Here is a 22,506-nt window from a genome sequence, read left to right on the forward strand (position 1 = left end):
CGATGGATCACCGCGCGGACATGGACTGGATGCTTAAGGACCTTGCCGAGAGCGTCCCGCAGACCCGTCACATAGTGGTGCTGTCCTCGGACGGCCTGTGCATGGCCCGGTACGACACCGACGTCGACACCGCGGACCGGATCGCGGCGATCGGCTCGGGTCTGCAGAGCCTCTCCGGCGCGGTGGCCGCCGAGTTCCCGCACAGCGACGGGCGGATGCGGATGGTGGTGATCGAGGTGAGCGGCGGCTTCATGTACCTGATGGCCGCCGGGGCCGGCGCGCACCTCGCGGTACTCGCGGACGAGGGGGTGGACGCCGGGCTGGTCGGCCAGTGCATGCGCGATCTGGTGGCCCGCATCGGTGCTCATCTGACCAGTCCGCCACGGACCGACGGGCAGGTGCCGTGAGCGAAAACGGCCATGGCTGGGAGGAGAGCGGCCCGGAGCGGCTGTATGTGATCACCGGGGGGCGGGAGGCGGACGCCGCGCAGTCCCGGCTCGATCTGGTGACGCTGATCGTCTCGCGCGAGGAACCCGGGGTGGGGATGCAGCCGGAGCTGGCCGCCATCCTGCGGATCTGCCGCTCACCGCTCTCCGTCGCCGAGATCTCCGCGTATCTGGCCCTGCCCTCCAGTGCGACCGGTGTGCTGCTCGACGACTTGCTGACCGACGGGCGGGTCGAGGCACGCGAACCCGCCAGCTCTCTTCCCGACATCGCATTGATTGAGGCGGTAATCGATGGACTCCAAAAGCTCTGACACGGTCATGGAGCCACGGGAGGCCGACCGGCTTCCCTCCTCCGCTTCGTCCGCGGTCAAGATCGTCATCGTCGGCGGGTTCGGCGTCGGCAAGACGACGCTGGTCCGCTCGGTCAGCGAGATCAGGCCGCTGACCACCGAGGAGACGATGACCCAGGCGAGCACCGGCATCGACGACCTCGCCGGGGTCGAACACAAGTCCGCGACGACGGTGGCGATGGACTTCGGCCGGATCAGCCTCAACGAGGAACTGGTGCTCTACCTCTTCGGCACGCCCGGGCAGCAGCGCTTCTGGTTCCTGTGGAACGGGCTGTTCGAAGGCGCGCTGGGTGCGGTGGTGCTGGTGGACACCCGGCGGCTGGAGGTCAGCTTCGACGTGATCGGAAGGCTGGAGGAGGCCGGGGTGCCGTTCGTCATCGCCGTCAACGCCTTCCCGGACGCGGCCAGTTACCCGACCGAGGAGCTGCGGTCCGCACTCGACCTGCCGACGAGTGTGCCGATCGTGGTCTGCGACGCGCGGCGCCGCGAATCCAGCCGGGATGTCCTCATCTCGCTGATGCACCACCTGCGCGACCACACCCTGACAGCGGAGCCGGGCTGACAGCGGAGCCGAGCCGACGGGGCCCGCGGGCCCCGTCCCCGGTGAGCCCCCTGCCCACGCCCCCGCCGGTTGCGCGCCCGCCCGGCGCGGGGCGTCGGCGCGCCCTGGGCGGCCAGGTCAGGCCGAGCGGTCGTCGATCTCCCGCAGAGCGGTGAGCCGGGCGAGCGGGGCCGTGCCCTCGGTCGCCTCACGGAAGGCCCTGAGCCCTTCGTAGAGCACGGTGCGCGCCTTGGGCGGCATCGCCTCCAGCGTCGCGGTCAGAGCCTCCTCGCGGCGGAGCCGCAGATCGCTGAGGTACTTCCGGCCCTGGTGGGTCAGATGCAGCTCCAGCTCCCGGCGGCTGACCTGGCTCGGCAGCCGCTCCAGGAAGCCGAGCGCCTGGAGGCGGTCGCACAGCCTGCTGACCGACGAGGGAGCCGATCCCAGCAGCTCCCCCAGCATGCGCAGATTCATCCCCTCCTCCCGGTCCAGGCAGTAGAGGACACGCAGTTGGGAGGCGGAGACCGGGGAGGAGGAGACCGCGTCGCGGCCGTGCTCCCACAGGACTTCCAGCAGCTCGATGACCTCCCCCACCGTCCCGGCCGCTGCGGCTGTCCCGGCGCGTGCCGCCCCGGTCCGGCCACCGGGGCGCTCGCCCGTCACTGCGCCGCTCCGCACCGGCACAACCGGTCTGGGGCGGGGGTCGAAGCCACGTTTCACTCCACAAGTTCGGCACTTTTGCCGCCCGGCTCAGCGAGGCCCGCTCGCCGCCGTCAAGGGCCACTAGGAGTTTATCTCTCCGTGCCCGCCCCGGACAGGCCCGCCTCACCCGCCCCGCCGCGGTGCGGGCGCGGCGGAACCGGCCACGCGGCGCCGGAGCGGCACTCACAGCCGCCGCACAGGTCCAGCACAGGTGGGTGACAGGGCCGTTCGCGAGGTTCGGACCCATGCTCGCCGCGACCCCGGCCGCCCGCGCCGCCGACCCGCGACCCGGCTCGCCGCCGACGGGACGGCGGCCCTTCCGGCCGACGGCCCGGCGCGGCGCCGAGCGGCCGTGCTCCTCGCGCCGAGCCGCACGGGCACCCGCGGCAGCGCGCCCGTCGCGCCACAACGGACCTGAAAGAAGGCGGACTCCAGTATGACCACCCTCACATCTTCCGGCAGCGCGGCGGAGGCGCCGCGCCCCGGCCCCGGCTCCACGGCCGGACGCCGGGGCGGCCTCGGCGAGCGGATCCGGGCCCGGGCACGGCACCGACGGGCCGGTCGGCCGCGCTGGGAGTCCCCCGCGTTCTGGGCGCTGCTGGCGGTCACCGCCGTGCTGTACCTGTACGGCCTCGGCTCCTCGGGCTACGCCAACTCCTTCTACTCGGCCGCCGCCCAGGCGGGTGGCACGAGCTGGAAGGCGTTCCTGTTCGGTTCGCTCGACGCGGGCAACGCGATCACCGTCGACAAGCCGCCGGCCGCACTGTGGCCGATGGGCCTCTCCGTCCGGCTCTTCGGCCTGGGTGCCTGGCAGATCCTGGTACCGCAGGCGCTGCTGGGCGTCGCCTCCGTCGGCCTGCTGTACTCGGCCGTGCGCCGCCGCACCGGGCCCGCCTCCGGGCTGCTCGCCGGGGCGTTGCTGGCCCTGACACCGGTGGCCGCGCTGATGTTCCGCTTCAACAATCCCGACGCGCTGCTGTGCCTGCTGATGGTGGCGGCACTGTGGTGCATGGGCCGGGCTGTGGAGGACGGCCGCACCAGGTGGCTGGTGCTGGCCGGAGCCTGCTTCGGAGCGGGGTTCCTGGCCAAGGCACTGCAGGCATGGCTGATCCTGCCGGTCGCGGCGCTGGTCTACCTGGTCTGCGGACCGACCCGGCTGCGGAACCGGATCGGGCAGTTGCTGTGCGGCGGGCTGACCACCCTGGTCACCGCGGGCTGGTGGGTCGCCCTCGTGGAGCTGTGGCCCGCCTCCTCGCGGCCGTACATCGGCGGCTCGCAGGAGAACAGCTTCCTGGAGCTGACCTTCGGCTACAACGGCTTCGGCCGGCTGACCGGCGACGAGACCGGCAGCGTCGGTGGCGGTGGCGGCGGCGGCGGTCGCGGCGGCGGTGCCTGGGGGCAGACGGGCCTGGGACGGCTGTTCACCGACACCGCGGGCGGTCAGATCTCCTGGCTGCTGCCGGCCGCTCTGCTGTTCCTGGTCGTGGGGCTGGTGCTGGCGGGCAGGGCGGCCCGCACGGACCCGCTGCGGGCCTCGTTCCTGCTGTGGGGCGGATCGCTGCTGAGCACGGCTGCGACCTTCAGCTTCATGTCCGGCATCTTCCACGACTACTACACCGTCGCGCTGGCGCCCTATCTCGCGGCCGTGGTGGCCATGGGGGCCGCCGCGCTGTGGCGGGAGCCGAGCCGGCCGCTGCGGAACGCGGTTCTGGCGGCGGCGGTCGCGGGGACGGCGGGCTGGGCGTTCGTCCTGCTGGGCCGGGCTGCGGACTGGTTCCCGTGGCTGCGCTGGGCGGTGCTGGCCGCAGGTGCGGCGGCGGCCTGCGGACTGCTGGCGGCCGCCGTGCTGCCCCGCGCCCTGGGCGCCGCGGTCGCGGCGCTGGGGCTGCTCGCCGCGGTCGCCGGGCCGGTGGCCTACACGGTGAGCACCGTCGGTACGCCGCACACCGGCTCGATCGTCACGGCGGGCCCCGCGGTGAGCCGGGGCGGGCCGCCCGGCATGCGGGGCGGAGGCAAGGGCATGCCGGGACCGGGCATGGAGCGCCCCGCCCCCGGAGCGGGCCAGGGACAAGGCCAGGGCGGCCAGGGCCAGGGCTCGGGACCGGGCCGCGGACAGGCTCCCGGCCAGGGGCAGGGCTCCCCGGGTGGCGGAAAGGGCCAGCGGCAGGGGGCCAGCGCCGGGCCCGGCGTGCCGCCCGGTCCTGGCGGCCCCGGGCAGGGAGCCGGGCAGGGAGCCGGGCAGGGACCCGGCCGGGGCGGCGGCAAGGGCGGCGGCCGGGGCGGCCCGGGCGGCCGGATGGGCGGGCTGCTCGACGGCAGCCGGGTCTCGGCCAAGGCGGCGGCGCTGCTGCGCGCGGACGCCGGGTCCTACACCTGGGCGGCGGCCGCTGTCGGCTCGCAGAACGCGGCGAGCTACCAGCTCTCCACCGAGCTGCCGGTCATGGCGATCGGCGGCTTCAACGGAACCGACCCCTCCCCCACGCTCGCCCAGTTCAAGAAGTACGTGGAGCAGGGGCGGATCCACTACCTCATCGCCGGTTCGCGAGGCGGCCCGGGAGGAGACCGGGGCACTTCCGCGCAGATCAGCTCGTGGGTGGCGGAGAAGTACACCGAGGTGAAGGCAGGCGACGCCACCTTCTACGACCTCACCCGGCCGAAGGAGGCGGCAGCGGAGTGACCCAGGCCGCGGGCGGCAGGGGCGGCGCCGGAACCGCCCTGTCGCCCGCGGCTGTCCGGCAGCACCCGGGGCCGCGGCCGGGGGCGCGGTGCGCGGAGCAGGGCAGGAGCCCCGGCCGGGTTCGCGGGTCCGGGCCGGGCCGCCGGGCGGCGCGCACGCCCCGGCGGGCTCGGCTCACGGCTCTCCCGGAACGGCGGACGGCTGTCGTGACCGGCCCATTGACCGCCGGCTGCGGGGGTTCTAGATTCCGGAACCGACAGGAAACCTTCCTGACGGAGCTGCCGTCCGCGCGGCCGTGCGCCGGACGGCCCGAGCAGACAGGGCACCGCCATGGCCGCACCGACCGTCCCGAGCGGTACCGGGACCCCGGGCACCCCGCGCGTGCTGCGCGCCATGAACGACCGCGCCGCCCTCGACCTGCTCGTGGCGCACGGCCCGCTCACCCGCACCCGGATCAGCGAACTGACGGGCCTGTCCAAACCGACCGCCTCCCAGCTCCTGGCCCGGCTGGCGGAGACGGGCCTGGTGCGCACCCGCAGCAAGGAGCGTGGCAGGCCCGGTCCCGACGCGCTGCTGTACGAGATCGACCCGACGGCCGCCCGGGTCGCCGCGCTCTCCGTGGACCCCCGGGGCGTCTCCGCGGTGGTCGCCGACATCGCGGGCACCGTCCTCGGCCGGGCCCGGGTGGCGGCGGACCCGGCGGCCGGGGGAACCGCGGACCGGACCGCGCGACTGGTCGGGGAAGCCGCCGGCCGCGCACTGCGGGAGGCCGGCGCGGAGCGGTCCCGCCCGCACACCACCGTCGTCGGGACGCCCGGCGCGCTCGACCCGCGCTCGGGCGAACTGCGCTACGCGCCGCACCTGCCCGGCCGGCACTCCCGCACCCTGCACACCGAGCTCGCCGAGGCGCTGGGCGCCCCGGTGGCCGTCGAGAACGACGTGAACCTCGCGGCGGTGGCGGAACGGCACACGGGCGCGGCCCGGGGCCATGACGACTTCGTCCTGATGTGGGTCGACGACGGCATCGGCGCCGCCGTCTTCGTCAACGGCGCCCTGCTGCGCGGGGCGACCGGCGGGGCGGGCGAGGTCGGCTACATGCCGCTGCCCGGTGCCCCGCTCGCCCGGGGCGGTCCGGGCGCGTACGCGGGGGCCGACGCCGGAGGAGGGTTCCAGAGCCTGGTCTCGGTGCCGGCGGTGCGCCGCCTCGCGGGCGGCGCACCGCCGGCCGAAGCGCTGGCCGACCCGCGGGTACGGGCCGAGACCGGGCGCAGGCTGGCCGACGGAATCGCCGCTCTGGTCGCGGTCCTCGACCCGCCTCTGGTCGTGCTGTCCGGCGCGGTGCCGCGCGCCGGAGGGGAGGAGCTGCGCGCGCTGGTGGAGCGCGAACTGACCGGGCTCGCGCTGCCCCGCCCGCTGCTGCGGCTGAGCGAACTGCAGGACGACCCGATCCTGGGCGGGGCACTGCTGTCCGCCCTGGCGCGGGCTCGTGACGAGGTGTTCGACACCGGCTGAGCTCGCGGCGGCGCCCTCCGCACGGCTCCGCCGCCCGCCGTCTTCGCACAGACCTTTCCCGAGGCGTCACCCGCACCGGAGCACAGGACGGAGAGACATGAAACTGGCCGTGGTCGGCGGAGGCTCGACCTACACGCCCGAACTCGTCGACGGCTTCGCACAGCTACGCGAGATACTGCCCCTCGACGAGCTGGCCCTGATCGACCCGGCGGCCGACCGGCTGGCCCGGGTCGGCGGCCTGGCCCGGCGCATCTTCGCGCGGCAGGGCCACCCCGGCACCGTCACCACCACGGACGACCTGGACGCCGGTGTGGACGGCGCGGACGCCGTGCTGCTCCAACTGCGGGTGGGCGGCCAGGCGGCCAGGGAGCAGGACGAGACCTGGCCGCTGGAGTGCGGCTGCGTCGGTCAGGAGACCACCGGCGCCGGAGGACTGGCCAAGGCACTGCGTACCGTGCCGGTCGTGCTGGACATCGCCGACCGGGTGCGGCGCAGCAACCCGGACACCTGGATCATCGACTTCACCAACCCCGTCGGCATCGTCACCCGCGCGCTGCTCGGCGCCGGGCACAAGGCCGTCGGGCTGTGCAACGTGGCCATCGGCTTCCAGCGCACGTTCGCGCGGCTGCTGGAGACCGCTCCCTCCCAGGTGCACCTGGAGCACGTCGGGCTCAACCACCTCACCTGGGAGCTGGGCGTCCGCCTCGGCGGCCCGGACGGCACCGACGTGCTGCCCCGCCTGCTGGCCGAGCACGGCGCGGCCGTCGCCGAGGACGTGCGGCTGCCCCGCGCGCTGGTCGAGCACCTGGGCGCCGTGCCGTCCTACTACCTGCGCTACTACTACGCACACGACGAGGTGGTGCGCAGCCAGCGGGAAGGGCCCACCCGGGCCGCGGAAGTGGCCGCGCTGGAGCGGGAGCTGCTGGAGATGTACGCCGACCCGGCCCTGGACACCAAGCCCGCGCTGCTGGCCCGCCGCGGCGGTGCCTACTACTCGGAGGCGGCCGTCGATCTGGCCGCCTCCCTGCTGTGCGCAGGCGGCAGCACCTACCAGGCGGTCAACACGCTCAACCGGGGAACGCTGCCCTTCCTGCCGGACGACGCGGTGATCGAGACCCAGGCCCGGATCGACCGGGAGGGCGCCCACCCCCTGCCGGTACCCGCGCTCGACCCGCGGTTCGCCGGGCTCGTCTCGCACACGGCCGCGTACGAGGAACTGGCCCTGCGCGCCGCGCTGCACGGCGGCCGCGACCGGGTCCTCGCCGCTCTGCTCGCGCACCCCCTCGTCGGCCAGTTCGACCGGGCCGAGCAGTTGACCGACCAGCTCCTCGCGCACAACAAGGAGCACCTCGCGTGGGCCTGAGCCGACCCCGCTCCGCGGCGCCCGCCGCCGGACCGCGTCCCACGGCGCCTGCTGCCGGACCGCGTCCCGCGGCGTCCGCCGCCGCGGGCACGGCCGGGTCCCCGGACCGCGCACCGGGCGCCGGGCGCTCCTCCCCCGCCCTCCTCGCCCTCGACGCGGGCAACAGCAAGACCGACGTGGCGCTGCTCGATGCCGACGGCCGCGTGCTGGGCACCGCGCGCGGCGGCGGCTTCCGTCCGCCCGCCGTGGGGGTCGACGCCGCCGTGGACGTCCTCGCCGAGGCGGTCGACCGGGCGCGTGCCGCGGCCGGGCCGGGCGGCGGCGCGGCCGCTCCCGTGCGTCAGGTGACGGCCTGCCTGGCCAACGCCGACCTGCCCGTCGAGGAGGAGGCCCTGGCCGCGGCGCTCACCGCACGCGGCTGGGGGCGGCGGGTGGCCGTGCACAACGACACGTTCGCCGTGCTGCGCGCCGGAGTCGCCGCGCCGGGCGGCGAGGCGGCACCCCGCGGGGTGGCCGTCGTGTGCGGCGCCGGGATCAACTGCGTCGGCGTCCGGTCCGACGGGCGCACCGCGCGCTTCCCCGCCCTCGGACGGCTCTCCGGGGACTGGGGCGGCGGCGGAGGACTGGCCGAGGAGGCGCTGTGGCACGCGGCGCGCGCCGAGGACGGCCGGGGCGGGCCCACCCTGCTGCGTACGACCCTGCCCGCGCACTTCGGGCTGGAGTCGGTGTACGCGCTGATCGAGGCGGTGCATCTGGGGCACATCGCCTGGGAACGGCGGCTGGAGCTGGTGCCGGTGCTCTTCGCGGCGGCCGGCCGGGGGGACGCCGTCGCGGACGGGCTGGTCGCACGAATGGCCGATGAGGTGGTCACGATGGCGGTGGTGGCCCTGCGCGAGCTGGATCTGCTGGCGGAGGAGGTCCCGGTGCTGCTCGGCGGGGGCGTCCTCGCCGCGGGCCACGCCCTCCTGGACGACCGGGTCACCCGGCTGCTGGCGGAGCGCGCCCCGCGTGCCGTCCCCCGCGTCGTGCGGGCCCGCCCGGTGCTCGGGGCGGCTCTGCTCGGCCTGGACGCGCTCGGCGCACCGGTCGCGGCGCACGAGCGCGCGCGCCGGCACTTCGAGCCTCCGCGCCCCGCGGACGGCGCATCGGCGCCGGGCACCGGCGCGGCCCCCGGCTGACCGCGCCCGGGGGTGGAACCCCGCCCCGCCGGGGAGCACGACAGCGGCCCAGGAGGGAGGATAGGAGAGTACGGCCCCGTCCAGGGAGGTAGCCGGCGTCGTGACGAACCGCGAGGAGCCGCCCGAGGGTGACACCGGCGGGGTGCCGGGGGTCAGCCTCTCCCCGCCCGGTGGGCTCCTGGATGTGCTGGCGGTCGGCGCCGTGCTGCTGGACGAGCAGGGGCGCATCGTCCTGTGGAGCCCGCAGGCCGAGCAGTTGTTCGGGTACTCGGCGGCGGAGGCCCTGGGGCGGCACGCGGCTCCGCTGCTGGTGCCGGAGCAGAACACCGCACTCGTCCTCCGGCTCTTCGACGAGGTGATCCGGGAGGGCAAGAGCTGGGCGGGCGTCTTCCCCGTCGTCTGCAAGGACGGCCACACCCGCCAGCTGGAGTTCCGCAACATGCGGCTCCACGACGACCAGGGCGCCCGCTACGCGCTGGCGCTGGTCACGGACCGCGCCGCGCTCCGCGAGGTGGAGCGCGATCTGGCCTTCTCCACGCTGCTCATCCGGCAGTCCCCGATGGGCATCGCGGTCATGGACACCGATCTGCGCTATGTCTCGGTCAACCCCGCCCTCACCCGCCTCGACGGGGTCGACGAGGAGGGGCATCTGGGCAGGACGGTGCGCGACGTCCTGCCCCCGACCCACGCGCGGGAAGCGGACCCGGTGCTGCGCCGGGTCCTGGAGACGGGCGAGCCGGTCATCGACCGGGAGGTGCTGGGCAGCGAGACCCCGGGAGGACGCGGCCACGCCTGGTCCGTCTCCGTCTACCGGCTCGACGACTCCGGCGGGCACCCGCTGGGCCTCTCCATCTCCGTCACCGACATCACCGCCCGGCACCAGGCCGCACTCCAGGCCGAGCTGGCCCGGGAGCGCCTCTCGCACCTGGCCGAGGCGTCCGTACGGATCGGTACCACGCTCGACCTGGAGCAGACGGCGCGCGAACTCGCCGAGATCACCGTCCCCGAGCTGGCCGACATCGCCGCCGTCGACGTGCTGGACGCGGCCGTGCGGGACCGGCCCGCGGGCATCTCCGCGGAGGGGACCGCCACCTTCCGCGCCCTCGCGCTGGTCGCCGGCTACCCCACCGTCGCGGTCGAGGCGGCCGACCCGACCGGACAGGTGGCCCGGTACGGCGCCGAGCGGCTCGTGACCCGCTGCGTCGCCACGGGACAGCCGGTCGCCGTACCGGCCGTCCAGGACGAGGACCTGGGCAGGATCGCCCGCGACGAGCACGCCGCCGGACTCCTCGCCAAGGCAGGTGTCCACTCCTATCTCGCGGTTCCGCTGATCGCCCGCGGCGAGGTGCTGGGGGCGCTCGATCTCAAGCGCACCCGCAACCCGAAGCCCTTCGACCACGACGACACGATCCTGGCCTGCGAACTGGCCGGGCGCGCCGCCGTCTGCATCGACAACGCCCGCCTCTACCGGCAGCAGCGCAGTATCGCCCTGATGCTGCAGCGCAGCCTGCTGCCGACGCCCGCCACCGCCTCCACCCGGCTGCGGATCGCCTCCCGGTACCAGCCGGCCGGAGCGCACAGCGAGATCGGGGGCGACTGGTTCGACGTCCTCGAACTGGTGGAGGACCGCACCGCACTGGTGGTCGGCGATGTGATGGGCAGCGGGATCAACGCGGCCGCCACCATGGGCCGGCTGCGCACCGCGACCCAGACCCTCGCCCGGCTGGCGCTGCAGCCGACCGAGGTGCTGCACCACCTCGACCAGATCACCACCGGCCTCGATCCGTACTTCGCCACCTGTCTCTACGCCGTCTACGATCCGCGCGAGAACCGCTGCCGGATCGCCTCCGCGGGACATCTGCCGCCCGTTCTGGTCCCCGCGCGGGGCGAGCCGCGGCTGGTGGAGGTGTCGCCCGGCACCCCGCTGGGCGTCGGCGGCGGCACCCACAGCACGGTCTCCGTCGACCTGCACCCGGGCGACCTGCTCGTGCTCTACACCGACGGCCTGATCGAGACGCGGCGCGACGACATCGAGGACCGGCTGGAGGTGCTGCTGGGTCTGCTGCGCCCGGTCGCCGGCTCCGGCGACTCCCTGGAGCAGACCTGCGACCTCCTCCTCGAGGCGCTGCGCAACCCCGAGAACCACGACGACGTGGCGCTGCTCCTCGTCAGCCCGACGGAGTAGCGCGGCGGCGGGCACCGGGGCCGGAAGGGGGTCCGGCGCGCGACGGACGTAGGCTCGGGCGGGAGCAGGGCCGTGACCGGATGCGGCCCGTCATGGCTGGAAGGCGACCGTGACCGCGAACACCGAGCACCCGTCCCTGCTGGATCTGCCGCCGCTGAGCGCGGAGCACTTCGCCGCCGTCGAGGACAAGGTGGCCTCGTTGCTGCGGACCCGGTGCGACGTCGTGGCGATGCAGGGCGAGGCGCTGTTGCCGCTGGAGGCGTGCATCCGGGCGGCGGCGCCGCGCGGCAGCACGGCGCTGAACGTGGTCACCGGACCCTACGGCGAGACGTTCGGCGGCTGGCTGCGGTCGTGCGGCGCGGAGGTCGTCACGCTGACCGCGCCGTTCACCGGCGCCGTCGACGCGGACGAGGTGGCCCGGGCGCTGCGCGCGCACCCGGAGACCGGCCTGGTGAGCCTGGTCCACGCGGAGGCGGCGACCGGCAACACCAACCCGGTCGCCGAGATCGGCGCCGTCGTGCGCGAGCACGGGGCGCTGCTGATGCTGGACGCGGTCGCCTCGGTGGGGGCCGAGCCGCTGCTGCCCGACGCCTGGGGCGTGGACCTGTGCGTCATCGGCGGTCAGAAGGCGCTGGCCGGTCCGGCCGGGGTGTCAGCCGTGTCGGTGAGCGCCCGCGCGTGGGACCGGATCGCCGCGAACGAGAGCGCACCCCGCCGTTCCTGTCTGTCGCTGCTGGACTGGAAGGAGCGGTGGCTGGACGGCGGGCGGAAGGCATTGCCGCACGCCCCTGCGCAGTTGGAGATGCTGGCCCTGGAAGCGGCCGTCGACCGGGTGCTCGCGGAGGGCCTGGACTCCTCGATCGCCCGGCACCGGGCGGCGTCGGCCGCGACGCGCGCCGGTGTACGGGAACTGCCCGCGCTGGACGCCTATGTGACGCGGGACCAGGACGCGGCCCCGGCCGCCACGACGCTCCGCGTCCCGGCGGACGACCTGGACGCACGCGCGGTGGTCGCCGCGGCGCTCACCGCGGCCCCGGGGGTCCCGCTGCAGGCCGCGGGCGGCGCCCTGGCCGCCGAGGTGCTGCGCGTCAACCACTACGGGCGGTCGGCCGACCGCGCGGTCGTGCTGGACTCGCTGGGCGCGCTGGCCGACGGCTTGGCCGCACTCGGTGTGCCCGGCGCCGCGAGCGCCGGGGACCGGGCGCGCGAGGCGGCCGGTGCGGCGTGGGAGAGCGCACTGCGGGCGTGACCCGCGCCGGGGGCGGCACATGCGTGCTCACTCCGGCCAGGGCGACTCCAGGACGGCGCGGACGAAGTCACCGCGCCGGAAGTGCGGGTCGTAGTGGGCGAGGACGTCCGCCGTCACGGTGCCGAACGTCGTCTCCGGTTTGGGCTGCACACCGTCCGCGAACGCCCGCAGGATGCCCTGTTCGAAGGCCGGGCGCGGGTGTGCGGCGACCACGGCCTCGCGGTCCGCGGCGGAGATCTCGCCGTACCCGGAGCCGAGCACGTCGTACTCCGCCCCGGCGGCCACCAGTGCCACCTCGGGCTCCATGAACTCCGGGATGCCGGGCGTCGTGTGCAGGGCGACGGCCGTCCACACCCGCCGGATGCGGTCCTCGGGGACCTGGCGGGCCGTCAGGAAGCGGCGGGCCTCCTCGGCGCCGTCCACCTCGAAGCGCCGTCCGCTGCCGTGGAAGGGCGCGCCGAGACCGATGTCGTGGAAGAGCGCCGCGATGTAGAGCAGTTCCGCGTCGTGGCCGATCCCGCGGGTGCCTCCCAGGAGGCTGCCGAAGAAGTACACCCGCCGCGAGTGGTCGTAGATCAGGTCGCTGCTGGTGTCGCGCACCAGTTCGGTGGCCTCCGCGGCCAGTCGGGAGTCCGGCACGCGCACGCCTGCCGGACTGTGCTGTTCGCCCATGGCTTCCTGGTCTCCTTCTCCGCCCCCGCGTCGTCCGCCGGGTGTGCGGCGGGGGTCAGTGCCCTTCGGGGGCGGGTTCCAGGACGAGGACCGGGATCTCCCGGTCGGTCCTGCGCTGGTAGTCGGCGTAGTCGGGGTACGCCTCCACGGCACGCGCCCACCACACGGCCTTCTCCTCGCCGACGACCTCACGGGCCGTCATGTCCTGCCGCACCGGTCCGTCCTGGAGCACGACCCGGGGGTCGGCGAGCACGTTGCGGTACCAGACCGGGTGCGAGGGCGCCCCGCCCAGCGACGCCACCGCCGCGTACCGCCCGTCGTGCTCCACCCGCATCAGCGGCGTCTTGCGGACCTTGCCGCTCTTCGCCCCCCTGGTGGTCAGGACGATGACGGGCATGCCCCGCATCGTGGTGCCCTCCCGGCCGCCGGAGCGCTCGTACAGGTCGACCTGGTCGCGCACCCACTGCTCGGGGCTCGGCGCGTACTCGCCCTCGACAGGCATGGTGTGTCCGCCCTTTCGTCGCACCGTCCGGGTCCGTCCCGGAACCGCCGGCCGTCGGCCGCGGCCTTCTCGGCTTACCACGGGCAGCGGGGACGTACACGTACCCGGGTGCCGAGCAGGGGCGGCCGAGGCGCGTGCGCACGGCGGGGATAGCGTGGCGGGACACGTGCCGACGGGCACGTGGTCGGCACATTCACCCGGAGGTAGAGGCTCTCGTGGCCGGTATAGAGGACGCACGCAAGACCTTTGACAAGTTCGACCGGAACGGCGACGGGTACGTCACGCCGGTCGAGTTCCAGCAGGCCATGGTGGAACTAGGGGACCTGCACTACACCGTGGGCCTCGCGGAGGCCATCGTGAACTCCCGGGACGCCAACGGCGACGGCGTCCTGACCTTCGAGGAGTTCTTCGACAAGGCCAAGGACCTCTGACAGCGGGTCGTCCCCGCGGGGCTCCGCCTCGCGCGCACCAGGCGGCCGCCCGGACGGGCGGCCGCCTCCGTCGTCCCGCCGGCAGGCCGGAAACACGCTCTCGGGCGCGGGCACCGGTACCGGGCGCGGACGGCACGCCGCCCGCCCGGCCCGGACCCCACCCGCGCTCCGCGGCAACCCGCCCTGCGCGCAGGGCGGTTGGCGGCCGGGGCCGGGCGCCCGGAGCCGACCTCGGCGCACCGGGCGCCCGGTGGACGGTCGTAGAGTGTCACCCACGAGATCGTTGCCCCGGCAGACCACCGGGGCGGAATGTCTGGGGCGCACCAATGACGGAAATCGGGGACGGACAGCGGCCGCTCAACACGGGTACGGCACATTCGGCACGGGTCTACGACTACATTCTGGGCGGCAAGAACCACTACGAGGCGGACGTGGCCGCCGGTGACGCCATGATCGAGGTCTGGCCCGCACTGCCGGTGCACATGCGGGCCAACCGGGCGTTCATGCTCCGGGCGAGCCGCTACCTGGCGCGCGAGTGCGGGATCCGGCAGTTCCTGGACATCGGCACCGGCCTGCCCACCTCGCCCAACCTCCACGAGGTCGTCCAGGCGGTCGAGCCGGGCGCCCGGGTCGTCTACGTCGACAACGACCCGATCGTGCTGAACTACGCGCAGGCGCTGCTCGCCAGTACCCCGCAGGGCCGCACCACCTACGTCCACGCGGACATGCGGGACCCGGACGCCATCCTCGGCTCGCCGGAGTTCCGCGCGACGCTGGACCTCGGCGAGCCGATCGCCCTGCTGGTCATCGGGATGCTGCACTTCATCCACCCCTCCGACGACGACCACGGGCTGCTGCGCAGGCTGCTGGACCCGCTGCCGCCCGGCAGCTACCTGGCCGCGACCATCGGCACCGCGGACTTCGCGCCGCAGGAGGTGGGCAGGGTCGCGGAGCAGTACGCGTCGGAGGGGATGCCGATGGCGCTGCGCACGCACGAGGAGGCGGCCGCCTTCTTCGCCGGGCTGGACCTCGTGGACCCCGGACTGGTGCAGGTCCACAAGTGGCGGCCCGACGCGGGGGACGAGCAGGTCAGGGACGAGGACATCGCCATGTACGGCGCCCTGGCCCGCAAGCCGCGCTGACGCCCCCGCGGACCTCTCCGCCGGGCGCTCCGCTCACTGGTCGGAGTACCGCAGCTCCCCCACCGTCCAGGCACTCACGTCCCGGATGGCGATCCGGTACATCCCGCCCGTCTCGGGAATGCCCACCGAGCCCTGCAGGATCCGGGCGACATGGAAGTGCAGGTAGGAGGGCGCCTCGGCCCCGGCGGCCGCGGCGTCCTCCAGGACCGGGACGAAGGAGCCCGCGAAGGGGCCGAGCCGGTCGGAGTCCCGCAGGACCTCGGCCACGCGCTGCCTCCACACCGACTCGGGGGCCAGCCGCCCGGTGATGACGGCTCCGTGGACCACGACGGTGAGGGACATCTGGTTGGTCTGCTCCGACTCCACCGTGGCGGCGATGTCGACGAGCAGCTCGTCAGCGTTCGGCATGGCTGGTGATGCTATAGGGCCGCGCAGCACGTCCGCGACAGGCCGGACGTCCCGCGGTTCCGCTGCCGCCCGCGGCCACCGGCGCCGTCCGGCGCACCGGGCTGCGGCAGCCCCGCGCGTACCATCACCCGTGTGGCGAACAGACCGACCTCGGCGCAGCAGCTACGCGACCTGGCGCGGCTGCGCCGCGTGCGCGACCGGATCGACCGGGAGTACGCGCAGCCGCTGGACGTCGAGGCCCTCGCTCGTGGCGTGAACATGTCGGCCGGGCACCTCAGCCGGCAGTTCCGGCATGCCTACGGCGAGTCCCCGTACTCCTACCTGATGACACGGCGCATCGAACGCGCGATGGCTCTGCTGCGGCGCGGGGACCTCAGCGTGACCGAGGTCTGCTTCGCCGTCGGCTGCTCGTCGCTGGGCACCTTCAGCACCCGCTTCACCGAACTGGTCGGCATGCCGCCCAGCACCTACCGCCGGCGCACGGCAGACGATCCGGCGGGACTGCCGCCGTGCGTCGCCAAGCAGGTGACCAGGCCGGTCAGGAACCGGCCGGAAGGCCCTCCGGCCCAGAACCGGCCGGCCGGGAACCAACCGGTCAGGAATCGAGAAGCACCGCCGACGGGCCGCGGCTAGCGTGAGCCCCATGGACATCAGCATTCACACCACCGTTCTCCCGCACGACGATCCGGACGCCTCCCTGGCGTTCTACCGCGACACCCTCGGCTTCGAGGTCCGCACCGACGTGGGCTCCGGAGCCATGCGCTGGATCACCGTCGGCCCCGCCGACCAGCCGGGTACCTCCATCCTGCTGGCGCCCCCGGCCGCCGACCCCGGGATCACCGACGACGAACGCCGGACGATCACCGAGATGATGGCCAAGGGCACCTACGGCTGGATCCTGCTGGCCACCCGGGACCTGGACAGCACCTTCCAGAAGCTGCAGGAAGGCGACGCCGAGGTCGTCCAGGAGCCGACCGAGCAGCCCTACGGCGTCCGCGACTGCGCCTTCCGCGACCCGGCGGGCAACCAGATCCGCATCCGGGAAGTGCGCTGAGACTCACGCCGGCCGCGGGCGGCACCCGGCCGGCGCGCGGCGGTGACACCGGACCGGCCCGGAGTCACCGCGCCGGTCCGACCGCACCGGGCGAGGAAACCGCGGGCCGCACGGCACCGCGCGAAGAACGGGAGACAGGATGAGCGGGACCGGTGAAGCCGGCAGGCAGTCGCCCGCGCGGCACGTCGCCGACAGCCACGACCTGATCCGCGTGCACGGGGCGCGCGAGAACAACCTCCGGGACGTCAGCATCGAACTGCCGAAACGGCGGCTGACGGTGTTCACCGGCGTCTCCGGCTCGGGCAAGAGCTCTTTGGTGTTCCACACCATCGCGGCGGAGTCGCAACGGCTGATCAACGAGACCTACAGCGCCTTCGTGCAGGGCTTCATGCCGAACCAGGCGCGGCCCGAGGTGGACGTCCTCGACGGGCTGACCACCGCGATCATCGTCGACCAGCAGCGGATGGGCGCCGACCCCCGCTCCACGGTCGGCACCGCCACCGACGCCAACGCGATGCTGCGCATCCTCTTCAGCAGGCTCGGACAGCCGCACATCGGCTCCCCCAACGCCTTCGCCTTCAACGTCCCCTCCGTCCGGGCCAGCGGCGCGCTCACCGTCGAGCGCGGCCCCGGCCGGAACAGGACGGTCAAGCAGTCCTTCTCCCGCACCGGCGGCATGTGCACCCGCTGCGAGGGGCGCGGTGCGGTCTCCGACATCGACCTCACCCAGTTGTACGACGACTCCAAGTCCCTGGCCGAGGGCGCGTTCACCATTCCCGGCTGGAAGTCGGACAGCTTCTGGACCGTGCGGGTCTACGCCGAGTCGGGCCTCCTCGACCCGGACAAGCCGATCCGCGACTACACCGAGCAGGAGATGCGGGACTTCCTCCACCGGGAGCCGACCAAGGTGAAGGTCGAGGGGGTGAACCTCACCTACGAGGGGCTGATCCCCAAGATCCGGAAATCCTTCCTGGCCAAGGACAAGGAGTCCCTGCAGCCGCACATCCGGGAGTTCGTGGACCGGGCGGTCACCTTCACCACCTGTCCGGAGTGCGACGGCACCCGGCTGTCCGAGGCGGCCCGCTCGTCGCGGATCGGCGGAATCAGCATCGCCGACGCCTGCGCGATGCAGATCAGCGACCTGGCCGCCTGGGTCCGCGAGGTGACCGAACCGTCGGTGGCGCCGCTGCTGGGCACGCTGGGCAGGACGCTCGACTCGTTCGTCGAGATCGGCCTCGGCTACCTCTCGCTCGACCGGCCCTCGGGCACCCTGTCGGGCGGCGAGGCGCAGCGCGTCAAGATGGTCCGCCAGCTCGGCTCCTCGCTCACCGACGCCACGTACATCTTCGACGAGCCCACGGCCGGCCTGCACCCCCACGACATCGGGCGGATGAACGGCCTGCTGCTGCGGCTGCGGGACAAGGGCAACACCGTGCTCGTCGTGGAGCACGAGCCGCAGACGATCGCGATCGCCGACCACGTCGTCGACCTCGGCCCGGGCGCCGGCACCGCCGGAGGCACCGTCTGCTTCGAGGGCACCGTCGAGGGGCTGCGCGCGGGCGGCACGCTCACCGGGCGCCACCTGGACGACCGCGCACGCCTCAAGGAGACCCTGCGCAGCCCGGCCGGCGCGCTGGAGATCCGCGGCGCGGACACGCACAACCTGCGGGACATCGACGTCGACATCCCGCTCGGGGTACTGACCGTGATCACCGGCGTCGCCGGGTCCGGCAAGAGTTCCCTCGTCCACGGCGCACTGCCCCGGCAGGCAGCCGCAGCCGGAACGGATGTGGTCGCCGTCGACCAGGGCGCGGTCCGCGGGTCGCGGCGGAGCAACCCGGCGACCTTCAGCGGACTGCTGGACCCGGTCCGCAAGGCGTTCGCCAAGGCCAACGGCGTCAAACCGGCCCTCTTCAGCGCCAACTCCACGGGCGCCTGCCCCGACTGCAAGGGGATCGGGGTCGTCTACACGGACCTGGCGATGATGGCCGGTACCGCCACGACCTGCGAGGAGTGCGGCGGGAAGCGGTTCCAGCCGGAAGTGCTGGAGCACCGGCTCGGCGGCCGCGACATCAGCGAGGTGCTGGCGATGCCGGTGGCCGAGGCCGCCGAGTTCTTCGGAGCCGGGGAGGCACGTACCCCGGCCGCACACCGCATCCTGGAGCGCCTCGCCGACGTCGGACTCGGCTATCTCCGGCTGGGCCAGCCGCTGACCACGCTGTCCGGCGGCGAGCTGCAGCGGCTGAAACTGGCGACCCGGATGGCCGGCAAGGACGGCGTCTACGTCCTGGACGAGCCGACCGCCGGGCTGCACCCCGCCGATGTCCAGCAGTTGCTGGGCCTGCTCGACCGGCTCGTGGACTCCGGCACCTCGGTCGTCGTCGTCGAGCACCACCAGGCGGTGATGGCGCACGCCGACTGGATCGTCGACCTGGGTCCGGGGGCCGGTCACGACGGCGGCCGGATCGTCTTCGAAGGCACACCGGCCGACCTCGTCGCCGGGCGCTCCACGCTCACCGGTGAGCACCTGGCGGACTACGTCGGCGCCTGAGCAGAGCGCACCCGGAGGGCGGACCGCCACCACCCGCCCGGCCGTGTCCCGGCGCCGGGAATCCGAGCGGTTCCCCGCGCCGGGACACGCGCAGCGGCGGTGCCGGGCGGTGGGGCCCGCCGGTGCACACCGGACGGCGCGGCCGCGGTACGGCTGCGCGCCCGTCAGCCGGCCGCCGGTCCGGTTCCGCCGGACGAGGGCGCGGCGGTACGGCCGTCCTCGCGCAGCGCCTCGGCGGTGGCGGTGCCGGTGATCCCGGCGACCGGGCCCTGGTAGAGGAGCTGCCCGCCGTGCCGCCCCGGGCCGGGACCGAGGTCGATCAGCCAGTCGGCCCGCCGGACGACATCGAGGTTGTGCTCGATCAGTACGACGGTGTGCCCCCGGTCCACCAGGCCGTCGAGGAGGGCCAGCAGGGTGTCGATGTCCTCCAGGTGCAGCCCGGTGGTGGGCTCGTCGAGGACATAGAGGGCCGGACCGGCGGCGTCCCGGAGCTCCTTGGCGATCTTCACCCGCTGGCACTCGCCGCCCGAGAGGGTCGTCAGCGGCTGGCCGAGCCGCAGATACCCCAGCCCGACGTCGTCGAGGTGGCGCAGGGCGCGGACGATCGCACGGTCCGGGAGCCGTTCGACGGCCTCGTGGACGGTGAGGTCGGCGATGTCGGCGATGGTCAGCCCGCCGACCGTGTATGCCAGCGCCTCGGGCGTGAACCGGCGCCCCGCGCAGGTCTCGCAGACCGTCTCCTGGTCCTCCAGGAAAGCGAGGTCGCCGGAGACGGTCCCCAGACCGTTGCAGCCCGGGCAGCCGCCCCGGGAGTTGGAGCTGAACAGCGCTGCGTCGACCCGGTTGCGGCGGGCGAAGAGCGTGCGGACGGCGGCGGCGATCCCGGTGTAGGTGAGGGGCGTGGAGCGCCGGTTGCCGACGACCGGCCGCTGGTCGATCACGACGGCGTCGTGCTGGGCGGCGAGCTCCGCGGCGAAGCTGGTCTTCCCCGAACCCGCCACGCCGGTGAGCACGGTGAGCACGCCGGTGGGGATGTCCGCGGTCACATGGCGCAGATTGTTGCGCGAGGCGTCGGCCACGGTGAGGTGACCGCGTGGTGTCCGCGGCGCGTCCTTGACGGGCCGGCGCCGCGCCAGTGCGGCCGCCGTGGCGGTACCGGCCCGGCGCAGTTCCTCGAAGCTGCCTTGGTGGACGAGTGCGCCGCCCTGCTCCCCCGCGCCCGGGCCGATCTCGACGATCTGGTCGGCGACGGCCATGACCGCGGGGTCGTGCTCGACGACCAGGACGCAGTTGCCCTTGTCCCGCAGCCGCCCGAGCAACCCGGTCATCGCGGAGACGTCGTGGGGGTGCAGCCCGACGGTGGGCTCGTCGAAGACGTAGATCATCTCGGTGAGGCTGCTGCCCAGGTGCCTGAGGGTCTTGATCCGCTGTGCCTCGCCCCCGGAGAGCGTCGCGGTGCCGCGGCCGAGGTGCAGGTAGCCGAGCCCGATGGCGGTCATCGCCCGGAGCCGCTCGGTGAGGGCGGACACGACCGGTGCCACGCCCGGCTCGGTCACCTCCGCCATCAGCTCGGCGAGTTCGGCGACCTCCGTCCGGGCCATCTCCCCGATGGTGCGGCCGAGCACCGTGGCCGACCGGCTCGCCTCGGCCAGCCGGTCCCCGCGGCAGTCCGGGCACACCTCGGAGCGGGTGAACCGGGCGATCGTCTGCTTCTTGCGCTCGGACATCTCCTCGGAGCCGCGCAGATGGATCCGCTCGAAGCGCTGGACGACGCCCTCGTACCCCTCGGGCAGCCGGTCGGCGGGCGAGCCCGCGGCCTCCGTGCCGTACAGCAGCGCGTCCCGCGCCTCCCGGTCCCAGTGGCGCAGCGGCGTGTCGAGGGGGAACACCCCGATGTCGGCGAAGTGGGAGTACCAGTATCCGTCCGGTGCGGATCCGGGCAGCAGCACCGCCCCCTCGCGCAGCGACCGGTCCGGGTCCACGAACCGGTCGACGGCGCTGGCCACGACGTCCCCGAGGCCGGAGCAGGTGGGGCACATCCCGGCCGGGTCGTTGAAGGAGAAGACGGAGGACTCGCCGACGTGCGGCGTGCTCGCCCGGGAGAACAGCAGGCGCAGAAAGGTCCAGACGTCGGTGACCGTGCCGACCGTGGAGCGGGCGTTCCCGCCCAGCCGGCGCTGGTCGATCACCACGACGGGCGACAACCCGTCGATGTGCGCGACCTCGGGCCGGTGCCACTTCGGCAGGCGGTTGCGGGTGTAGGGCGGGTAGGTCTCGTTGAGCTGGTATCCGGCCTCGGCCGCGAGGGTGTCGAAGACCAGCGACGACTTGCCCGAACCCGACACTCCCGCGAAGACCACGAGCTGCCCGCGGGGCACGTCGATGTCGAGGTGCTGCAGGTTGTGGGTACGGGCTCCGCGGATCCGGATGGCGTGCTGCGTCATGCTCGGGACCCTAGGACGGGATGCGGCCGGAATCCGGCCGCGAATTCTGCGAGACTGCCGCCGTGGCCGACGTCATGCAACGGGTCCTCGCCTTGCTCGCGGTACTGCAGTCGGGCAGGAGCTTCAGCGGTGCGGAACTCGCGGCGCGGCTGGATGTCCCCCCGCGCACCCTGCGGCGCGACATCGGCCGCCTCCGCGGCTACGGGTACCCGGTCGAGACCCGGCCGGGCCCGGGTGGCCACTACCGGCTGGCGGCGGGGCGGGCCATGCCTCCGCTGGTGCTCGACGACGACGAGGCCGTCGCCACCCTGCTGGGCCTGGCGGCCCTCGGCTCGACCGGCAGCGCGAGCGAGGGCAGCATCGACGAAGCCGCGGTCCGCGCCTACGGAAAGGTGGACCAGTACCTGCCCAAGCGGCTGCGCCCCCGTGCGGCGGCGCTGCGCGCGAGCCTGGAGACCGCGCCCACCCCCGCGCCGAGCACCAGCGCGGAGACCGTGAGCAGGCTGGCCGAGGCGATCGCGCAGGAGCACACCGTCACCTTCGGCTACGTGGGTGCGGCCGGCGAGGCCACCACGCGGCTGGTCGAGCCGCACCGCCACCTCCACCTGCACCAGCGCTGGTATCTGCTGGGGTGGGACGTCGACAAGCGGGACTGGCGGGTCTTCCGGCTCGACCGGCTCGCCGGACTCCGGGTGACCGGCCGCACCTTCTCTCCCCGCCCGCTGCCGGCCGGGACCGGCATCGACCGGCTCCGTGCGGGCATCAACCGGCACCGGCGGCGGGTGGTGCTGACCGTCGACGCTCCGGTACCGGCGGTGGCCGACGCGTTCCACCGCCAGGACGTCGTGCTCAGCGCGCTCGCCGGGGGTGCCACCCGCGCCGAACTCGCCCTCGACTCCTGGCAGTGGCTGTTGCCCGGACTCGGCTTCCTCGACGCCGGCTTCACCGTCGAGGAGCCCGAGGACTTCCGCACCGCGCTGCGGAACTTCGCCGCCCGCCTCGGCCGCGCCGCACCCGGGCCGCCCCCCGACGGCCCGGAGCAGCACGGGCCCGGCGGCGCCCCCGGCACGGGGACCGCGGACCCGGACGGGTAGTGCGG

At 74.3% G+C, this 22,506-nt stretch carries 20 protein-coding genes; 15 read left to right on the plus strand and 5 right to left on the minus strand.

What is annotated here, in order from left to right; translation table 11 throughout:
* Positions 1–2 precede the first annotated feature (2 nt).
* Genes BMX65_RS08810 through BMX65_RS08820 form a run of 3 tightly spaced genes read left to right on the plus strand, consistent with a single transcriptional unit; the run spans position 3 to position 1,358 of the window.
* Complete coding sequence (locus tag BMX65_RS08810; RefSeq protein WP_074999600.1) at positions 3–407, plus strand: roadblock/LC7 domain-containing protein; 405 nt, start codon at positions 3–5, stop codon at positions 405–407.
* Positions 404–757, plus strand: coding sequence for a DUF742 domain-containing protein (locus tag BMX65_RS08815; protein WP_074999601.1), 354 nt, complete (start codon positions 404–406; stop codon positions 755–757). Before BMX65_RS08810 ends, BMX65_RS08815 begins: the two co-directional genes overlap by 4 nt.
* Positions 738–1,358, plus strand: coding sequence for a GTP-binding protein (locus BMX65_RS08820; RefSeq protein WP_074999602.1), 621 nt, complete (start codon positions 738–740; stop codon positions 1,356–1,358). The genes BMX65_RS08815 and BMX65_RS08820 overlap by 20 nt, the downstream gene beginning before the upstream one ends.
* Positions 1,359–1,475: 117 nt before the next feature.
* Here BMX65_RS08820 and BMX65_RS08825 read toward each other — a convergent pair whose 3' ends face one another.
* The gene (locus BMX65_RS08825; RefSeq protein ID WP_398759358.1) at positions 1,476–2,000 is read right to left on the minus strand and encodes a MarR family winged helix-turn-helix transcriptional regulator; all 525 of its coding nucleotides are present in this window, start codon (positions 1,998–2,000) and stop codon (positions 1,476–1,478) included.
* Positions 2,001–2,475: 475 nt separating this feature from the next.
* On the opposite strand from BMX65_RS08825, the gene BMX65_RS08830 reads away from it, so the two are divergent.
* The 6 genes from BMX65_RS08830 (at position 2,476) to BMX65_RS08855 (ending at position 12,203) form a co-directional block, all read left to right on the plus strand.
* Positions 2,476–4,716: an ArnT family glycosyltransferase gene (locus BMX65_RS08830; protein ID WP_074999603.1), complete on the plus strand. Its 2,241-nt coding sequence runs from the start codon at positions 2,476–2,478 to the stop codon at positions 4,714–4,716.
* 330 nt (positions 4,717–5,046) lie between these two features.
* Positions 5,047–6,228: an ROK family transcriptional regulator gene (locus BMX65_RS08835; RefSeq protein ID WP_074999604.1), complete on the plus strand. Its 1,182-nt coding sequence runs from the start codon at positions 5,047–5,049 to the stop codon at positions 6,226–6,228.
* A gap of 97 nt (positions 6,229–6,325) precedes the next feature.
* Complete coding sequence (locus BMX65_RS08840) at positions 6,326–7,591, plus strand: 6-phospho-beta-glucosidase (protein ID WP_074999605.1); 1,266 nt, start codon at positions 6,326–6,328, stop codon at positions 7,589–7,591.
* A complete protein-coding gene (locus tag BMX65_RS08845) occupies positions 7,582–8,769 on the plus strand; it encodes an N-acetylglucosamine kinase (protein WP_074999606.1) in 1,188 nt (395 codons plus the stop codon). Before BMX65_RS08840 ends, BMX65_RS08845 begins: the two co-directional genes overlap by 10 nt.
* Before the next feature lie 100 nt (positions 8,770–8,869).
* Entirely contained in the window at positions 8,870–10,954 is a 2,085-nt protein-coding gene (locus BMX65_RS08850) for a SpoIIE family protein phosphatase (RefSeq protein WP_239501896.1), read from the plus strand.
* Positions 10,955–11,063: 109 nt separating this feature from the next.
* Positions 11,064–12,203, plus strand: a complete 1,140-nt coding sequence (locus tag BMX65_RS08855; RefSeq protein WP_074999607.1) for a pyridoxal-phosphate-dependent aminotransferase family protein — start codon at positions 11,064–11,066, stop codon at positions 12,201–12,203.
* Between the two features lie 27 nt (positions 12,204–12,230).
* Here BMX65_RS08855 and BMX65_RS08860 read toward each other — a convergent pair whose 3' ends face one another.
* Together BMX65_RS08860 and BMX65_RS08865 are read right to left on the minus strand one after the other, a co-directional pair.
* Complete coding sequence (locus tag BMX65_RS08860; RefSeq protein ID WP_074999608.1) at positions 12,231–12,875, minus strand: HD domain-containing protein; 645 nt, start codon at positions 12,873–12,875, stop codon at positions 12,231–12,233.
* Positions 12,876–12,930: 55 nt separating this feature from the next.
* Positions 12,931–13,377 (minus strand): nitroreductase family deazaflavin-dependent oxidoreductase, encoded by a 447-nt coding sequence (locus tag BMX65_RS08865; RefSeq protein WP_074999609.1) that lies wholly within the window; start codon positions 13,375–13,377, stop codon positions 12,931–12,933.
* Positions 13,378–13,592: 215 nt separating this feature from the next.
* Here BMX65_RS08865 and BMX65_RS08870 point away from each other — a divergent pair, with 215 nt between their 5' ends.
* Positions 13,593–13,808, plus strand: coding sequence for an EF-hand domain-containing protein (locus tag BMX65_RS08870; protein ID WP_074999610.1), 216 nt, complete (start codon positions 13,593–13,595; stop codon positions 13,806–13,808).
* 326 nt (positions 13,809–14,134) lie between these two features.
* Positions 14,135–14,950, plus strand: a complete 816-nt coding sequence (locus tag BMX65_RS08875) for an SAM-dependent methyltransferase (protein ID WP_074999611.1) — start codon at positions 14,135–14,137, stop codon at positions 14,948–14,950.
* A 33-nt stretch (positions 14,951–14,983) separates the two neighbouring features.
* Here BMX65_RS08875 and BMX65_RS08880 read toward each other — a convergent pair whose 3' ends face one another.
* Complete coding sequence (locus BMX65_RS08880) at positions 14,984–15,358, minus strand: hypothetical protein (protein WP_074999612.1); 375 nt, start codon at positions 15,356–15,358, stop codon at positions 14,984–14,986.
* A 132-nt stretch (positions 15,359–15,490) separates the two neighbouring features.
* Between BMX65_RS08880 and BMX65_RS08885 the strand changes: the two genes are divergently transcribed.
* The 3 genes from BMX65_RS08885 to BMX65_RS08895 all read left to right on the plus strand — a co-directional run bounded on the left by BMX65_RS08885 (position 15,491) and on the right by BMX65_RS08895 (position 18,963).
* Positions 15,491–15,991, plus strand: a complete 501-nt coding sequence (locus BMX65_RS08885; protein WP_074999613.1) for a helix-turn-helix transcriptional regulator — start codon at positions 15,491–15,493, stop codon at positions 15,989–15,991.
* 10 nt (positions 15,992–16,001) lie between these two features.
* Positions 16,002–16,412, plus strand: coding sequence for a VOC family protein (locus tag BMX65_RS08890; RefSeq protein ID WP_074999816.1), 411 nt, complete (start codon positions 16,002–16,004; stop codon positions 16,410–16,412).
* A gap of 139 nt (positions 16,413–16,551) precedes the next feature.
* Positions 16,552–18,963 (plus strand): ATP-binding cassette domain-containing protein, encoded by a 2,412-nt coding sequence (locus BMX65_RS08895; protein WP_074999614.1) that lies wholly within the window; start codon positions 16,552–16,554, stop codon positions 18,961–18,963.
* 164 nt (positions 18,964–19,127) lie between these two features.
* Here the strand turns inward: BMX65_RS08895 and BMX65_RS08900 are convergent, their stop codons facing one another.
* Complete coding sequence (locus BMX65_RS08900; RefSeq protein WP_074999615.1) at positions 19,128–21,407, minus strand: ATP-binding cassette domain-containing protein; 2,280 nt, start codon at positions 21,405–21,407, stop codon at positions 19,128–19,130.
* Positions 21,408–21,469: 62 nt separating this feature from the next.
* Here BMX65_RS08900 and BMX65_RS08905 point away from each other — a divergent pair, with 62 nt between their 5' ends.
* On the plus strand, positions 21,470–22,501 hold the full coding sequence (locus BMX65_RS08905) for a helix-turn-helix transcriptional regulator (protein ID WP_239501895.1): 1,032 nt from the start codon (positions 21,470–21,472) through the stop codon (positions 22,499–22,501).
* The last annotated feature ends 5 nt before the right edge of the window (positions 22,502–22,506 follow it).

It is taken from the genome of Streptomyces qinglanensis (assembly GCF_900111245.1).
GTDB classification, from domain to species: Bacteria; Actinomycetota; Actinomycetes; order Streptomycetales; family Streptomycetaceae; genus Streptomyces; species Streptomyces qinglanensis.

What these genes read in the sequence shown, in the direction of transcription:
- BMX65_RS08810 (WP_074999600.1), top strand. Translation starts at nt 3, where the DNA reads ATGGATCACCGCGCGGACATGGACTGGATGCTTAAGGACCTTGCCGAG.
- BMX65_RS08820 (WP_074999602.1), top strand. Translation starts at nt 738, where the DNA reads ATGGACTCCAAAAGCTCTGACACGGTCATGGAGCCACGGGAGGCCGAC.
- BMX65_RS08830 (WP_074999603.1), top strand. Translation starts at nt 2,476, where the DNA reads ATGACCACCCTCACATCTTCCGGCAGCGCGGCGGAGGCGCCGCGCCCC.
- BMX65_RS08835 (WP_074999604.1), top strand. Translation starts at nt 5,047, where the DNA reads ATGGCCGCACCGACCGTCCCGAGCGGTACCGGGACCCCGGGCACCCCG.
- BMX65_RS08840 (WP_074999605.1), top strand. Translation starts at nt 6,326, where the DNA reads ATGAAACTGGCCGTGGTCGGCGGAGGCTCGACCTACACGCCCGAACTC.
- BMX65_RS08860 (WP_074999608.1), bottom strand. Translation starts at nt 12,875, where the DNA reads ATGGGCGAACAGCACAGTCCGGCAGGCGTGCGCGTGCCGGACTCCCGA.
- BMX65_RS08865 (WP_074999609.1), bottom strand. Translation starts at nt 13,377, where the DNA reads ATGCCTGTCGAGGGCGAGTACGCGCCGAGCCCCGAGCAGTGGGTGCGC.
- BMX65_RS08875 (WP_074999611.1), top strand. Translation starts at nt 14,135, where the DNA reads ATGACGGAAATCGGGGACGGACAGCGGCCGCTCAACACGGGTACGGCA.
- BMX65_RS08880 (WP_074999612.1), bottom strand. Translation starts at nt 15,358, where the DNA reads ATGCCGAACGCTGACGAGCTGCTCGTCGACATCGCCGCCACGGTGGAG.
- BMX65_RS08890 (WP_074999816.1), top strand. Translation starts at nt 16,002, where the DNA reads ATGGACATCAGCATTCACACCACCGTTCTCCCGCACGACGATCCGGAC.
- BMX65_RS08895 (WP_074999614.1), top strand. Translation starts at nt 16,552, where the DNA reads ATGAGCGGGACCGGTGAAGCCGGCAGGCAGTCGCCCGCGCGGCACGTC.
- BMX65_RS08900 (WP_074999615.1), bottom strand. Translation starts at nt 21,407, where the DNA reads ATGACGCAGCACGCCATCCGGATCCGCGGAGCCCGTACCCACAACCTG.